The organism is Algoriphagus pacificus (genome assembly GCF_017254845.1).
In the GTDB taxonomy this organism is placed as follows: domain Bacteria; phylum Bacteroidota; class Bacteroidia; order Cytophagales; family Cyclobacteriaceae; genus Algoriphagus; species Algoriphagus pacificus.
Map to the genome: position 1 here is coordinate 604,872 of NZ_JAFKCU010000002.1, position 16,418 is coordinate 621,289.

The 16,418-nt window shown below is 38.2% G+C and carries 12 protein-coding genes; 6 read left to right on the forward strand and 6 right to left on the reverse strand.

Annotated features, from left to right (window positions below):
- The first annotated feature begins 12 nt into the window (after positions 1-12).
- From J0A69_RS09370 to J0A69_RS09380, 3 genes are all read left to right on the forward strand, one after another.
- Positions 13-2,691 carry a TonB-dependent receptor plug domain-containing protein gene (locus J0A69_RS09370; RefSeq protein WP_206586295.1) on the forward strand — a complete coding sequence of 893 codons (2,679 nt, stop codon included), beginning with the start codon at positions 13-15 and terminating at the stop codon, positions 2,689-2,691.
- Positions 2,692-2,929: 238 nt separating this feature from the next.
- The gene (locus J0A69_RS09375; protein WP_206586296.1) at positions 2,930-4,618 is read left to right on the forward strand and encodes a hypothetical protein; all 1,689 of its coding nucleotides are present in this window, start codon (positions 2,930-2,932) and stop codon (positions 4,616-4,618) included.
- An 11-nt stretch (positions 4,619-4,629) separates the two neighbouring features.
- Positions 4,630-6,615 (forward strand): ATP-binding protein, encoded by a 1,986-nt coding sequence (locus J0A69_RS09380; protein ID WP_206586297.1) that lies wholly within the window; start codon positions 4,630-4,632, stop codon positions 6,613-6,615.
- A 6-nt stretch (positions 6,616-6,621) separates the two neighbouring features.
- On the opposite strand, the gene J0A69_RS09385 is transcribed toward J0A69_RS09380, so the two are convergent.
- Positions 6,622-8,313, reverse strand: a complete 1,692-nt coding sequence (locus tag J0A69_RS09385; protein ID WP_206586298.1) for a hypothetical protein — start codon at positions 8,311-8,313, stop codon at positions 6,622-6,624.
- 309 nt (positions 8,314-8,622) lie between these two features.
- On the opposite strand from J0A69_RS09385, the gene J0A69_RS09390 reads away from it, so the two are divergent.
- The gene (locus J0A69_RS09390) at positions 8,623-8,826 is read left to right on the forward strand and encodes a YgaP family membrane protein (protein ID WP_206586299.1); all 204 of its coding nucleotides are present in this window, start codon (positions 8,623-8,625) and stop codon (positions 8,824-8,826) included.
- 149 nt (positions 8,827-8,975) lie between these two features.
- Positions 8,976-10,361, forward strand: coding sequence for a Gfo/Idh/MocA family protein (locus J0A69_RS09395; protein ID WP_206586300.1), 1,386 nt, complete (start codon positions 8,976-8,978; stop codon positions 10,359-10,361).
- Positions 10,362-10,412: 51 nt separating this feature from the next.
- Here J0A69_RS09395 and J0A69_RS09400 read toward each other — a convergent pair whose 3' ends face one another.
- The 3 genes from J0A69_RS09400 to J0A69_RS09410 are packed head-to-tail and all read right to left on the reverse strand — an operon-like array spanning position 10,413 to position 13,349.
- Entirely contained in the window at positions 10,413-11,660 is a 1,248-nt protein-coding gene (locus J0A69_RS09400; protein ID WP_206586301.1) for a DUF2264 domain-containing protein, read from the reverse strand.
- An 8-nt stretch (positions 11,661-11,668) separates the two neighbouring features.
- The gene (locus J0A69_RS09405; protein ID WP_206586302.1) at positions 11,669-12,544 is read right to left on the reverse strand and encodes a 3-keto-disaccharide hydrolase; all 876 of its coding nucleotides are present in this window, start codon (positions 12,542-12,544) and stop codon (positions 11,669-11,671) included.
- Position 12,545: 1 nt separating this feature from the next.
- Positions 12,546-13,349: an endonuclease/exonuclease/phosphatase family protein gene (locus tag J0A69_RS09410; protein WP_206586303.1), complete on the reverse strand. Its 804-nt coding sequence runs from the start codon at positions 13,347-13,349 to the stop codon at positions 12,546-12,548.
- 188 nt (positions 13,350-13,537) lie between these two features.
- Between J0A69_RS09410 and J0A69_RS09415 the strand changes: the two genes are divergently transcribed.
- A complete protein-coding gene (locus J0A69_RS09415; RefSeq protein ID WP_206586304.1) occupies positions 13,538-15,145 on the forward strand; it encodes a DUF748 domain-containing protein in 1,608 nt (535 codons plus the stop codon).
- A 45-nt stretch (positions 15,146-15,190) separates the two neighbouring features.
- Here J0A69_RS09415 and J0A69_RS09420 read toward each other — a convergent pair whose 3' ends face one another.
- Positions 15,191-15,565 carry a PRC-barrel domain-containing protein gene (locus tag J0A69_RS09420; protein ID WP_206586305.1) on the reverse strand — a complete coding sequence of 125 codons (375 nt, stop codon included), beginning with the start codon at positions 15,563-15,565 and terminating at the stop codon, positions 15,191-15,193.
- A gap of 158 nt (positions 15,566-15,723) precedes the next feature.
- Positions 15,724-16,335: an FMN-binding negative transcriptional regulator gene (locus J0A69_RS09425; protein ID WP_206586306.1), complete on the reverse strand. Its 612-nt coding sequence runs from the start codon at positions 16,333-16,335 to the stop codon at positions 15,724-15,726.
- Between the last annotated feature and the right edge of the window lie 83 nt (positions 16,336-16,418).

Genomic DNA, 16,418 nt, shown 5'->3' on the forward strand with positions numbered 1-16,418 from the left:
ACCAACTACCACATGCGAAAGCAACTTTTATTGTTGATTGTTTTTTTGACCAGTGCGAATTCGATTTCTCTTTTTGGTCAAGAAACTTTGCCCCAAAAAATCCAAAGCTATTTTGAAACTTACCAAAAAGAATATCCAGTAGAAAAGGCATACCTGCACTTGGATAAAAACACCTACACCCTGGGAGAAGATCTTTGGTTTAGTGCCTATTTGACTGCTGGAAGTAGTCAAATCCCATCTCCTTTGAGCTCTACGCTTTATGTGGATTTATTCGACGGTGATGGATTGCTAATAGAGCAGAAAATAATCCGATTAGAAAGTGGAAGAGGGAAAGGTGATTTTACCTTTCCGGCTTTTGGTAAACCCGGTATTTATCAATTAAAAGCCTATACTTCCTGGATGAGGAATTTTGGGGAAGAATATTTTTTTAATTCCAAAATTAATGTGGTCGATGGAGCAGGTGGATCATTTCTACCAAAAATTGATTTTACAAGCATATCTGCAGCCGATGGAAAGGTAACTTATAAAGCGGATCTGATTGTGATCGATAGCGAGGGCAACCCTCTTGCTGGAAAGACTGTCGAAATCATCGCAAAAGCTGGAGATGATGAATTATACAAACAAGAACTGCCTCTAAACTCGCAAGGCCAAGTAAGTTTTACTTTTACAATACCAGAGAAAGCCAACCCATCACAACATTTGGAATTGACTTTCATGGAAAATGAAAGCTATTCAGTTACTCAGAAACTACGTTTGCCATACAGTTTAACTTTGGCAGATATCCAATTTCTACCTGAAGGTGGACATTCTGTGATTGGCAAAAAGTCCATTTTCGGCTTTCGAGCGATTTATCCTGATGGGATGCCAGCTGATATCCAAGGCTTAATTGAAGGAAGTGATGTTTCATTCGAAAGTAATTTTGCCGGTTTGGGAAAATTTGAATTCACTCCATCACAATCAAGCTATCCAGTTAAAATCACTGAAAAAACCACCACCCAGGAAATCAGTATCGATCTTTCTAAAATTGATCCACAAGGATTGGTTATGCAAGTGGTCAATAATCCAGCTGCAAGCTATTTAACTGCATTTGTACAGGGGGAATCCGACTCAAATTCACTTTTGCTGGTCTCCCAAACTCGGGGAATTATCAATTATATGATCCAAGGTACTTTGGCAAATGGTGTCTGGGGAGTACGTATCCCTAAAGAGAATTTGATCTCAGGTATCAACCAAATCACCGTGATGAGTGAAGAAGGAAAACCGCTTTTGGAGCGATTGGTTTTTATCCAAAAAGAAGATCAAATACAGGTAGACATTGCAAAGAATGGGAATATTACTCCTAGAGAAAAAATCAGCCTAAATCTAAAATCAACATTTACAGGGACACCAAACCCTGGTAGTTTCTCTGTGGCAGTCTTGGATGCTGCTCAGGTAAATGAAAGTGAACTGGAGGCAGGCGATATTTTTTCTACTCTTCTTTTGACTTCAGATTTATCTGCTGAAATCTATCAACCGGGGAGGTATTTCAAAGATAACTCTTCTGAGACCCAAGAGGCATTGGACTTAGTAATGTTGACCCATGGTTGGAGAAGATTTGAGTGGTCTGATGTTCTCGCAGGAGATTTTCCAAAAGTTGAGCAGTTCATTGAGAGAGGAATTAATATAGAAGGTCAAGTAAGTGATGCAGAAGATACAAAAAAGGGCCTTTCTGGTGGGAAAATTACGGCATTAGTAGGAGAAGGAATTGAAATTGTGTCCTCAGAGTATGGTCCTAATGGACGCTTCATTTTCAGAGATTTGGACTATTTAGATTCTGCCTCGGTTACGATCACTGCCGAAGATTCACGGCTCAAAAACTTTGTAAACGTATCTGTGATTCAGCCTGAACCTGTTTTTAATTCAATCGAAGGAAATTATACTCGAGAAGTAATTTGGCCTGAAGGACTTGTGGCAACTTATCGAGAACGCATGATGATGCAGCAACTAAATAAGGAGAAGGATATTGTCGATTTGGAAGGAGTGACTGTTGAAGCGAAAACTATCGAACGCGAGGAAGAGGAAATCAAAAAAATCTATGGTTCGGGTGATGTGACACTTGATCCAGAAAAGATTCCATCTTCTGTTGGTTTTACAAATGTCTTCCAATTGATTCAAGGAAGAGTCTCTGGTGTTCAGGTTTTTGTCTCAGGTCTGGATGTCAATGTCACGATTCGTGGCGTAGGATCACTAGGAGGCTCTGGTACACAACCATTGTATCTGTTGGATAATATACCCGTTGATGCCTCTACTTTGCTCACAATTAGTCCAAGAGATGTATCTAATGTAGATGTGTTCAAAGACCCTGCGAAGACGGCTATTTTTGGTGCGCAAGGAGCAAATGGTGTAATCGCAGTTTACACTAAAACCGGTGCTGGCATAGGAAAAAGCGTGGGAGGTACTTTGGTGACGAAGTACGGTGGATACGCAGTTTCAAGGGAGTTTTACCTTCCAAAATATGACACGAAAACAGTTGAAAATGCGATCAAAGATGCCCGTGCCACCATTTATTGGAATCCTCTAGTGGATACTGGAGAAAATGGTGAAACTCTTCTAGAGTTTTATAATACTGATATTGCTTCAGAGCAAATAATCATTGTTGAAGGAATTGACCCTGAGGGTAGGTTGGGCCGTGCAGTTCGGATTTTAAAATAGGCAATTGTCTCTACCCTAAGGGAATCTAACCTTATTGAAATGCTTCCTTAGGCAAACTTTTCACTTCTATTGTCTTCGAGTTTAATATTTTCCTAGTCATCAATTTCTATTAATTCTCTCGGTTTTTATTTGTCAAGGAATGAGTTTTTAGTTCGATAAAAATCATTTGCAATGTCCTGTGACTTATTAAAAATAGTTTAAATTGAAATTATATAATTGATTGACAGAAGATTAAACTATGAAGACAATCAGGATTTTTATTGCTTCTTCTTCGGAATTGAAAGAAGACAGAGATGATTTTAGACTTTTTATTAGCAATCAAAATGATCTATTGCATAAGAAGGGGATTTACCTTGAGTTAGTCCAATGGGAAGAATTCTTAGATTCTATTTCTGATTCCAGGCTGCAGGATGAATACAATCAGGCTATCAGGAGTTGTGATATTGTGGTCTGTTTGTTTTTCACCAAAGTTGGAAAATATACAGAGGAGGAGTTTGATACTGCGTATGATGTATTCAAAAAACAAGGCAGGCCAAAGATTTGGACCTATTTTAAAGATGCACCAGTCAATACGGGGACACTTTCAGAGGAGGTAAATTCACTTTTTGCCTTTAAAAAGAAGATAGGAGATTTAGGTCATTTTTATACATCCTATACCAGTATAGATAATTTGGTGAATAAATATCGAAGTCAATTGGATCGGTATTTTGCAGATTCTGAAACTGGAGGAAATACGAAGTCAGACGGAGGTACTTCAGAGGAGAAAAAGGAAATTCCAAACCGATTCAATGAAGTCCTGACTGATCAGTTAGTAAATGCTATTAGCAATCATAATAGAAGAGTAAAAGAGTTTTTAAGCGAAAATCCTGATTGGAAGGAAAACGCTCATTTGATTCAAACTGCAAAAAGACTGATTATCAATGGCTATGTTGGAGTGATCGGTGTGCAAATCCGGAAGTTGATGTCTATTGGGGAGGAGGATTTTTCTGAAAGTAAAATGAAACGCTATCTGGAAAATTGCCAGGTAACTGCAAAAAGGACGCTTCAACTGATCTGCTATGCATTGATTTCTTCTCTGTGGGACCATCAATTGACCAAAAAAGCGAAGCTGACTACAACACAAAATGAAGTTTTATCAAAGTTTTTTAGAAATGCGGCTGAAGAGGATATTTTGGATTTACTGGAGCTTTTGAAAGTTTTGCTCGAAATATATTCTGAAAATCAATTCGACTTTTTGATTTCAGAATCTTTTGATCTTCTTCCTAAAATTGAAACCAATTCTGAATTTTATTTGGCTTGTACCAATCTGCATGAAGTCTCGGCTCTGCTAAAAGAATCCAATTATTCACTAGATGATTGTGTGAAGGTGGAATTAAGCCTAGCCAGGGTTTTGGAGGAAATGAGTTTCCTGGCCGAATATAGAATGATTTCTATCAATGAGATAGACTTTAACCAGCAGAGAAATGATGAAGAGGGGCTATACCTTCACAATTACGTGCTCCTGGATGGCGAGATCCAATTTAATACCAGCCAAAGTAAAGTTCGAAGGGAAAATTCGCCATTGATTTCACATGCAGTGATTTTATTCAAGGACAATTACCGAAAAAACATCAATCTAGGTCCTTTCATCATCGACTTCAATGGCATGGCATTGACCGGAGGTTCTAAAATCTGCTTTTATTCTTATTGCAATACCTACGATGACATGAATCTCAACTTCAGTTTCATTGAGGATAATAGCAGAGTTGTCATCAGAAAGTCTGACAATCCTAAACCGGAAGATTCTGATTTAAATGCTTTAAACAAGTGGCTTTCTATGAAAGAGAATAGAAAGGATATGAATTTTGATAAGGTCTATAGCTTGTTCTATCAGGCCAAAAAAACTCTGACAGGAATAGAAGAAGAGTCTACTGAGGATCAATTTTAATTTTTTAGCAAATGGGAAGTCAGATAAAAAAATACCCTTTTAAGTTTCTTGATTCCTACCAGAAAGAGGATAAAAGTGTGTTTTTTGGAAGAGATGAAGAAATCAATTCCTTGTATGAAATGGTTTTTCAATCGGCTGTGGTTCTGGTATATGGAGCTTCTGGTACGGGTAAAACCAGTTTGATCAATTGTGGACTTGCTGGCAGGTTTCAGACTCATGATTGGCTGGAAATCATGGTTCGAAGAGGGAAAGATATCAATCAGTCTTTGGAAACTGCCTTGGCAAATTTAGGAGGGGATAAACAGTCGGTGATTGATAAACAGAAATGGGAAAATGATTGGGAAGAGGAATTTGGAGTGGGTGATAAATCGTTAACACCACTCGCCAGATCAATCAAAACAATCTATCAAAAATCTTTCAGGCCAATCTATTTGATCTTTGATCAGTTTGAAGAGCTTTTTGTGCTGGGGACCAAACTTGAGCAGCAGACTTTTTTAGAGTCCATAAAAGGAATCTTAGAATCCAGGCAACCGGTAAAATTGATTTTTTCGATCAGAGAGGAATATTTGGGTTATTTGACTGAATTCGAAAGAGAAATTCCCCAACTGCTTCGGAAAAAGCTGAGAGTGGAACCGATGAACCTTGAAAAAGTCAAGCAAGTGATCATCGGAGCAGCTTCTTTCGAAAATTCCATTATTTCGATAAAGGCAGGAGAAGAAGATGCTGTGGCAGAAGCGATTTTCCAGAAAATAAAGGGGGATAAAAAGTCCTTGACGATTGCCTTACCATTCCTTCAGGTATTCCTGGATAAGCTTTACATGGAGATTAGCGGTGACGAAACCCGACAAAAACCAGCGGAGTTTTCACTGGCAAGTGTCAAGGAAATGGGAGAAATCGGTGACGTGCTAGGAAATTTTTTAGAGGATCAGGTTTCTCGAATTGCTGATGATCTTAATGGCAAATACGGAACAATCAACCAAGAACTTATCTGGAAAATTCTTTCTCCTTTTGCAACATTGGAAGGGACAAAAGAGCCCATTGGCAAGAATGAGTTGTTTGATCGACTTCCGGAATTTGAACAACAAATGGTTTTGGATGTTGTCCAGGCTTTTATCACGAGTAGGATACTCCGGTATAATGATACAAACGAGACCTATGAAATTGCGCATGATTCTTTAGCCAAACCTATAGCGGATAAAAGATCAGTAGATGAGAAGGCTGTTTTGGAGGTAAAGAGATTGATTAAAAGTCAGGTAGGAGTAAAGGAGGAAGCAAGAGAGTTATTTACTGAAAAGCAATTGATCTTTTTAGAGCCTTACTTGGGGAAATTCAAGCTGAGCGAGGAGGAGAGTAATTGGGTCACAAAAAGCCGCGAATCTCTAAAGAACGAGAAACAAAAAGAGGCTAAAAGGAAGTATGAAGAACTGGTAAAAAGCAAGAAATCCATGTTCTTGAAAATTGCTGTTTTTGTTTTTGTGATCATCGCAGGGCTCTTTGTTTATTTGGCCATTCAGGCCCAGAAAAATGCGATTTTGGCTGAAGAGGAGGCTTTGGAAGCAAAAAAAGCCAATGATTATTCCAGTGAACTTCTAAGGCTGGTAATGGAAGGTAGAGGCGATCAATATGCCAATGTTAGCGATAGTTTACTCAAGCAGATTTTATACAGAGAAAGAACTGCTCCTTTATCTGAGTTAATTGAAGTCAAAGCTTCAGTAAGCCCTTCTAATGCAGGTGGAGAGAATAAGAATTATACTTTGTGGCTAGATATGCCATCTTTCAGAAAAGATGAAATCAAGGAAGTCCAATACAATTTTTGCAGAGGTTTTGCGGATCGTTTGAGGATTTCAAAGGATCCAACATCTTCTTTTTCAATCGGGTATTTAGGTTGGGGATATTGTCCAATTATGAGGATTGATGTTATCCTACAGTCTGGAGATACTATCCGAAAAGAGTTTTCATTCGAGAGATATTTTGAAGAAAATCCCCCAATCAACTAAACTTGATCAATGGATAATAGGAATTAATCCTGCTTGTTGGAGATATTCTTGAATCGTTAGGTTTTCAGTAAGCTCCAGTTCAGGCACTTCTCCAATATTATTTTGATGAAAGTGATAAACCAAAACTGTCAGAGTTTTAGGAGCGACTACCAAGGCTTTCAAATCTTCGGGTAATTCCTTATAGCTATTTGACAAGATCTGTTCCGAAAATGGAGAAGAAAGACTATCATCGGAGGGCTTGGCTTGTTTTGTATCTATAATGAAAGAAAACATTCGATACTCAGATTCGATATCCATAAACATGGATTTGACAATTTCGAAATAGGAAAATTGATTCTCACTTCCCATGCTTTCTACAAACCTCTTTTCCTCAGCTACTGGTGATCCATCTAAGTTGAATTTCTCCAAACTTGTAGCAAGTGCAAAACCCACTTGATTGAAATAATAATAATGTAATTGGCCTTTGTAACCTTTGTTTTCCAAAATGCTTTTGAAAAAAGCATCCACTTGACTTAAGCTTGCTAATCCTTGCTTATAGTTTGAAACAACATGTGTTGCAGAGGCTTTTGGTGGAGGACTTGGGAAGTAATTTTTTTCCATTTTTAAAGAGTATGGGATAGATTCTGGAACTGATTCCTCCATAATTGGTTGTTCAATACCTCCGATTTGCCCTAGGCCCGGTTTTGGTTTTAAAATGGGTTTTGGTCTATTCCCTCCTGATATTCCTCCTCCAGCGGGTTTAGTGGCTGTAATTTTCTTGGCAGTATTGTTAACTGACTTCTTCACTTCTTCGACTACTTCTGCGTTCAACTCATTTTTAATGAATTCGTCTTTTACAGAATTCAGTCGGTTGATCCAATATTTATACTTTGAATTAAGTAATTCATGGTCTGCCTCTCTAGAGCTCCTATTTTTCAACAATGACATTAATTCCACATATCTAAAAATCACTTCAGCCCTCAAACCGGCATGATATGTAGGATCAATGCTGTTATAGCCACTTGCTACCTGAACTACAGGATGAATTTGATTGTCTTGGACCAAAGTATTAATTGGTATTCCATAGCTTCTACTTATTAGTATCATGGAGTCCAAATCATAATCTTTTGAAAGCTTAGCCTTCCTTAAAAACCTTTGATAATCTAAGTACAGCTCCTCTTCGATTTGGTCATTAATCTTATCTTTTAATGATATGATATTGGTTTTGTGCTGAAAATCCGCCTCAAATGTGAATCCGATTAATTGATAAAAGGAGTTTTTTGGTTGATCGTAGAAAAGCAAATCATTCGTTTCTGAATTATTGTAATATTGAATTGCATCATCTAATAAATTTTTCAATCGGATGACATAACTCTTTTTTTGCGGGTTATTTCTGGCAAGGCTGGCTTGGGTTCTTCTGTCAGAATAGAAAAAGTATGTCTGATTTAGATGATAAAGCGATTGAGTGAACTGATAAATAGTTTGGTTTCCTCTTATAAACTCAGGGGATTTGATTTTATCAAGTTCGTCTTTCTCAAACTTGAGGATTTTTTCTATCCTGGAGCGTTCTAAAGTATCAAAGTACAGGCTGGTCAAATACAAATTCATGTACGCTTGAGCCAAGGATGTAGAATCATTTTCAGGGTTGGCTTTGCCTTCTTGAGCTTTTAGATTGCCACAAAGCAGAATGGCGAAAAAGAAAAAAATGAACAATTTCATTTTGCATGTAAATTAAATGTTGACGAAGATTTCTATCTGAAATTTGAAAGAACAAAACTGATGTCTTAAAAAAACAATTAATTCAGAAATGAAAGTAAGAAATAAAATAGCTTCATGAATATACAGCTTAATAATGGAAAAATTTCCTAGAAATATTTGATTTTCAGTGGTATGACCACTTTTCTGCGCCAATTTAAATCAATCACTTCTGTGACTTTTGTCATGTATCTTTAGATAAAGTATAGGTAGGTTTATTGAGTTGTAAATGTCTGCAACAGGTATTTATCATTCATCCAAACCTTAGAAATCATGAAAAAAAATATGGGAAATGCAGATCGCGCTATTCGGTTGATAATAGCGGCAGTTTTGGTTCTACTCTATTTTTCCGGAAGTATTACTGGAACCCTAGGTGTTGTAGGCTTGATCGTGGGGATCATTTTTGCCCTGACAAGTTTGGTTAGTTATTGCCCTTTGTATTCTCTTTTTGGTATAAGAACATGTCCAAGTACCTAAAAAGAACCAAATCTTAAGTTTAGGAAAATTGAAAGCCAGGGTATATTATTCTGGCTTTTTTTGGTGATTAATTTGTCTTATAGCTTTACAAACGATTGATTTTTTTAAAAATAGAGTAGTTTTAAGCAGTAAATTCAAAAAATACCTAAATGAAGAATAACAAAAGAAGGGAGTTTTTAAAAGCTTCCGGTTTAGCCGGACTTGGCTTGGTAGGTGCAGGTTCTGTTTTTGCAAATGATGTAAACCAACTTCCTGAACAGTTAAGAAAATACGCAGGAAGAGCACAGACTTTTAATATGTCGGGCTACGCAGCCCCAAAAATCGAAACGGTTAGAATCGGTATTGTTGGTTTGGGAATGAGAGGTCCAGGAGCTGTTGACCGATTGAGTAAAATTGATGGAGTGGAAATCAAAGCTCTTTGTGATCTTTTGCCTGAAAGAGTTGAAAAAGCTAAAGAGCAGTTGAAAGACACTTATCATAAACCAGATGGTTATTCTGGAAAGGTATATTCCTGGAAGGAAATGTTTGATAGACCCGACCTGGATTTGATTTATATCGCTACCCCTTGGGAATGGCATACTCCGATGGCTGTTTATGCGATGGAAGCTGGAAAGCACGCTGCTTGTGAGGTGCCTATAGCAAGAACTTTAGATGAATGCTGGCAGTTGGTTGAGACTTCTGAGCGGACCAAGAAGCATTGTATGCAGTTAGAAAACTGTTGCTATGATTTCTTCGAGTTGATGACTTTGAAGATGGCAAGAGAAGGTTATTTCGGAGAAGTTCTTCATGTGGAAGGCGCTTATATCCATGATTTACTTGCTTTGAATTTTGATAAAAACGGCTATCAGGGAATGTGGCGTTTGAAGGAAAATTACCGGGATGGTAATCTTTACCCAACTCATGGTTTAGGTCCGATCTGTCAGATTTTGAATATCAACAGAGGGGATCAAATGGATTATTTGACTTCCGTTTCTTCGGATGATTTCATGATGAAATCAAAGGCTCAGGAACTTGCTGCCTCTGATAATTTCTTTTCCGACTTTGCCGCAAAAAGCTACAGAGGAAATATGAATACCACTGTCGTGAAGACAAAACATGGCAAAACGATCATGATCCAGCACGACGTGACAAGTCCTCGTCCTTATTCCAGACTTCATGTGGTTAGTGGAACTGAAGGCTATGCTCAGAAATACCCAACTCCTCGAGTCGCTAAAGGTCATGGTTGGTTGAAAGAAGAAGAATTTAAAGATCTAGAGACAAAATATACTCCTGAAATCGTGCAGAAAGTTGGTGAATTAGCCAAGCAAGTAGGAGGTCATGGAGGAATGGACTTCATGATGGACTGGAGATTGATTGATTGCTTGAGAAATGGACTTCCTTTGGATCAAGATGTATATGATGGAGCACTTTGGAGCTGTATTTCTCCATTGAGCGAATGGTCTGTAGCTAACAGATCCAATTCAATTGATGTTCCTGATTTTACTGGTGGAAGCTGGAAAACAAACAAGCCTGTTCCAATTACACTTAGAGGATAAAAATTTAAAGTCCCTATAAAAAAGAAGCCCGCTGATTTCAGCGGGCTTTACTTATTTCAGAGCTTCGTCTCTTTTTATATTTTCACCTGACCAGATTTTTTTGCTGGTCCAGTATTCCGCAGAATCCGACCAGAATGCGTGGTTTTCTGATAATCCCAGAGGTAAAAATCCTAAAGAACACAGATAAAGGCTTCCTGTACTGATGTAGGGTTCAGCCAATCCAGGTTGATGTCCTGCCAATCCCAATTGTAACCAACCGTTTTGATCAAAGGTGTCTTTTGCGGAGAAAAGCCGAGTGTAAACCGCAGTCAAAGCTGAACGGACTTGTCCATTGCTTATTTCCTCTGGAAGCATTTCTTTCCAAGCGACTTCTGCCAGAGGCTGAAAAGCTCCTGATCGATAACAAATTGATCTTCCCAAAGCTGGGTATGTTCCTTCAGGTGAAATCATCATTTCCAATTGTCGAGAATATCGAACCATGCGTTTTTTTGCCAATTTCAAATCTGACTTGTAAGCATTTTGCTTTTGTGCAGCAATTTCCAAGACCTGAATTAACATGGGCTGGATGACGTATGAATTATAGTAATCCAAATGAAATTCTGGTCCATCTCCATACCATCCATCACCCAGATACCATTCCATGTGCTTTTTGATTGCAAAATCCATCCGCATCAAATCTCCTTGTTCTCCTACAAAAAACAGGAAAGCATCAATCATGGCACCGAATAAAAGCCAATTGCTGTAATAGGGCTTGATTGCTAGCTTTTGGGCTTGCAGTTCTTTGATGAGTCTTGCTTTGGTTTCTGGATCAAGTGGTTCCCAGAGTTGCTTCGGAGCCCGCATAATGCCATGAACTAAAAAAGCACCATCTACAAGAGGTTGAGCGCCTTTGGTCCAATTAATATAATCGGGTGAATTTGGATCCACAGCATGGGCAATACTTTGAATCGCTTTTTTTCTTAAATCTGCCTGAAGCTCTTTTTCTTGATTATTGGTCTCTTCCAAAGCTAGCCATGGGGCCAGTCCAGCTAATAACCTTCCTATTGCTTCCAAATAAGTGACAGTGTCTCTATCCCCGTAGGCTCCTTCAGGTACTTCTACCGGCATCAAGGTCTTTAGTTTTCCTTGAGACATAGCGTCCAAAACCGGGTAAGAAATTTTATAAAGTAAATCCACCCAGATTTTTCTGTCATCCCCAGCTAGTGATTCTGGATTTTTGCTAAAAGCCTGATTTGAAAGTCCAAAAGCAGCACCCATTGCTGGCACTGATTTGATAAAATCTCTTCGATTGAATGACATGGATAAGCTTACTCGTTAGTTGTAGAAGTCTCAGATTTCAATAATTCTAAAACCGCTTTGTTTAACTTTTCATCTTGACCGATCAAATCATCCAGTTCCACAATAACAACTTTTCTGAAATCGATTGGATGGCTTTCGCTTTGCAGCGAGATAAATCCTTCTTTCAAAAGCATTCCGTCAATTTTTACAGCTGGATCAGATGGATTTACATTTCCGCCTCCGATTTGAGGTTTATTGTAGCTGAACACGGTATCTAAACCGACCATATGATGAATCACAGAATCACCTAAAACAATGAAATTCGCAGTAACCCATTGGTCACCAGCATAAGTCTCAGAAGAAGAATTGATGCAATGTGGTGTGAATAAAGTGTCTGCTAAAACCACATTTGTTCCAGGAGTACAAAGGTTACAAGTACTTCTTTTATCAGTACCATTTCCTCCAAGAAACTGCGCTTCAACAGAAATTGGGAAATCCTGATCAACCAACATGGTTTTCGGATCTTGTCCGTGAAGCATGGCGCCGCTGTTTCTCCAAGCCCAACCTTCACCGCCATTGGCTTGCTCACCTACAAAACGGTATTGCACTTGCAGAACATAATTAGAGAAGGACTCATTGTAAAAAATATGACCGTATTGACGGTCAAACTGATCGTATCTATCGTATCGAACCTGCATCATGCCATCTTCCACTCGGAAAGTATTGGCGAAATTATCATTCAATTCATGCTTGCTGATTTTTATACTCCAATCATTCAAATCCTTTCCATTGAAAAGATCTCGCCATTCCAACTGGACTTTTTCTTCTTCCGTGGTGTTTTCGGTACTTGGGCTGCAGGCAAAAAGCGCTAGGCAGCTAAGAGCAATGCTGATAGGTTTTTTCATATTATTTTAATTGTAAAGTGACAAGAACGGGATAATGATCCGAATGGGGGACATTCAGAACCTTGTAATCCAAGAGGGTAAATTTGCTAGAGTCAAACCAAACATAATCAATTCGGGCACCATTCTCTAAAGAACCATAAGTTGGAGCATAGGGTGTTGGCAAAGCCCCAGCATCTTTCCAAGGACCTTTGATGCTTTTGTAAGCATTGGATTCTGGTCTAAAGTTTAAATCTCCCACCCAGACTGTAGGTAACTTTTGGTTTTCAGCGCGTTGACTGACAGCTGCTACTTGAGCAATTCTATTTTCTTCAAATTGATGGCATAAGTGGGTTCCTGCAAAAGCAATTTCCTTTCCTTTAGGAAGTGTATAAGTGACCCAAGCTGCAGCTCGAGGTTCGCCTCCAGCTGGTAAAGGAAGATTTTGGGTTTCGAATAATCCATTCCCTTTGGCTAAAATTCCTTCGCCATAACCACCTTCTGCATAATCCATTGCCTTGGCAAAGTAGCCTAAGTATCCGGTTAATTCGGCTAATTTCTGAACCAAATCTACCTTAGATCCATAGACTCTGGCTGTTCTTATGGTCATGCTGTCTACCTCTTGCAATGCCACTAAATCAGGCTGAAATTCCCTAATCAATGCAGCAATCTGTTCAATATTCCCTTCTCCGGCATTTACTGGATTTTCACCATGGTAAATATTGTAGCTTAAAATTTTAATCGTTTCTCCGGATTTTTGAGCAGCTAGTGGCTGTGCAACTAGGATTAAAAAAAGAAGTGAGACGATGATTTTAAACTGGAATTTCATAATTCAAAAATGTGAAAAATTTGAAAATTGAATTTAAATAGGATTCTAAGAAGTTTCAGCCTTTCCATGTTGAATGGTGAATAAATAAGGATGAAAGTGAAAAAGGCGGTAGATTCTACAAAATAGTTTTGATGGATGGAATCTATCCTGATCGATAAAAAGCTATCTTTCAAGGTAAAGTCTGAAATATGAAGAAAATCGGGATTTCCCTGATCATTTTGATACTACTTGCTTTTGCAGGAACATTTTATTTGGAGGTATGGCTTGCTAAAAAGATACCTGAAATCATCAATACCAATCCTGATAGGAATTATGATTTATTGTTTGAGGATGTAGAGATCAATCTTTTACAAAAAGGAGTAGAGCTTCAGACAATTGTACTCGTTCCCCTCAATGATTCCCTAGCCACTAAAATGAATGGCTCTTTGAGAAGTATCCTGATGGGGAATGTGAATTTCATGGCTTTGATTTTTAATAGCAAACTGGAAATAGGGGAGATAAAATTGATTGAACCGGCTTTCAGACTCATTCAAAGCGATCGAAAAAGTAGCGCCAACGAAAGTTCTCAGGCTTTTCAGGAATTATTTCAGGATCTTATTTCCAGAGGAGAAATTAGGAATTTTATCTTGGAAAAAGGAACTGCCGAAATGTTTATTGACAAGGATAGTCTATATCGATTTGGTCAATTTACAGATCTGAATATCATTGCACATGGCATAGAAACGGATTCAGTCATTGCCACATATGCAATTCCTTTCAAGCTTAAAAGCATCGTGACTAGTCTTAAAAACCTCAAGATCATCACAGATTATAATCAGGAATTCCGTGTCGAGGAGGCTAGTTTTAATTCAAGTGCCCAAACGGCTGATTTCAAAGGAATATCTCTTAAATATGACAATCAGATCTCAGGTGCCAGAGCTGAAGCAGATTTTCAAAAAGATCTAATTCAATTTGAAATCAAAGAATTTGGGCTGAGTCAGATTGATGCAGAAAGTACCATTTATGGAAATTGGTCCATTTTCGCAGGATTGGCAAGCATTGATAGCCTGGTTTTGGAGGATTTGAGGGATAAAAATAAACCTCGTCCAGAAGAACCAGAGAAACCGCTTTTTGAAGGGATGGTCGAGAATATTCCATTTCCGATCAAATTGGATTCAGTGAAAATTTCCAATTCCACTATTTCTTACAAAGAGATTCCTATGGGTAAAGCCAGTCCAATTGTCTTGAATTTTCAAGAGATTAATGGGTTCATAACCAACTTGATTTCTACGGATTCTTTGCAAAAAGATGGTTTGATGAAAGTCGATGTTAGCTCAAATTTGAACGGGTACGCGCCGGTTTCGATGAGTATTGATATCCCTTATGGCACAAATTCCTTTGAGCTGGATGCGAGTATGGGAGGCTTTGATATGGTAGAACTGAATGAAATTTTTGAGCCTCTAGGGAAATTCAAAGTGGAGTCTGGTACCTTGAGAGGATTGAAATTGCACATGACTGCCAATGAAAAGGGTTCATCAAACCAGGTTAATTTCGACTATGAAAATCTGAAATTGGAAGTACTTAATTCGGATGGATCAAAGAAGGGGAAAAATGGGATTTTGTCTACAGTGGCTAATCTTATGACTTCGAAGGAAAATCTACCAGAAAATAAAAACTATAAAATCTCGAGGCATTGGACTAACAGGAACCCTTATCGTGCACCATTTAATTTGATCTGGATTTCCACAAAAGATGGACTAATGGCCATTGTTCCATCTGGATTAGGAAATATTTTTATCTCTGATAATAAAAAGTAAAAGCCCGTCACATTAACGGGCTTTTGGAAAAAGAATTTATACTTCTTATAGAGCAGTAATTCTTCTTCTTTCGAATCCATAATAGGTATGGAGATCATCAATGAATTCGTGCTGAGGACCTTTTGGCCAGTTGTCACTGTCGAATCCTGGAGCTGCCTCCAGCTTTTCTTTTTCAACATTGACGATAATCACATCCTTTTGCTGGGTATGAAAATGGAACGCTTGCCAAGGCAAAGCCAATAACTTTGTTCCTAAGTTTAAGAATCCTTCGTCAACAGCAAGCACTGCATAAACTACATCACCTGTCTCGGAGTCTATCATCAAATCTTTGATTTTTCCGACTTTTTCGTCTCTTGCAGTTTTAACGGTGCAAGAACAGGTGGTAGAACTACTAATTGGAAAATGATAATCGGTATTCATGGTTTAGTTGGTTAAGTAAAACATTTATTGAATGTGATTACTATACAACTAATTCAATGCCGACCTATAAAATGGCTTTCTGAGCTATTTTGAGGGCTTCAAGGTTTTTTACCCTGTGTGGTTTTTCAACCAATTGGGAAAAAGTATTCCAACTAATTTTATTTCATTCGTTTCTTCATTTCGACTGCGATTTCCTTTTCGGTTTCGAAAGGACTGGCCTCAAGTTGTTGGACGATATTTTTGTAGTTTACAGCATCCCGATTTTGGGAAAGTTTAGCACTGGAGTGGACTTCCTTTACTTTTAGCTCAACCCCAACCAAGCCTTTTAACTGACTCTCTAGATATTTTTCGCTCATTGTTTCCACGGAAACTCTATTGGGTCTTCCTTCTTCAAATCTATCCACTAAAGATTTTAAATGATCCATCAATTCATCTCCTTCAATCAACCTTATCGTGCAATAGGCATGAACAGCCAAATAATTCCAAGTGGGAACATTTTCATGATTATACCAAGAAGAAGAGATGTAGGCATGTGGACCCTGAAAAATCACCAAAACTTCCTCTTGTAATTCCTTCCAGTGGGGATTTGCTTTTGCAATATGACCATGTAAAATAGCCGCGCCATTTTTATCCTCAGAAAGCATTAAAGGAATATGAGTGGCCCAAGGTCTTCCCGAAATTGTGGAAACCAGCGTTGCAAAGGAATTTTTTTGGATGAATTCCACGATTTCTGGAGCTTCTTCCCAACGGTTCAGAGGATGGATGTACATAGATTTTTGTATTAAAAACGGAAATTAAAAAAATCAAATTTTGAAGAGAGAGAAATAGCCCTTTATTTCACGAGAGATTATTT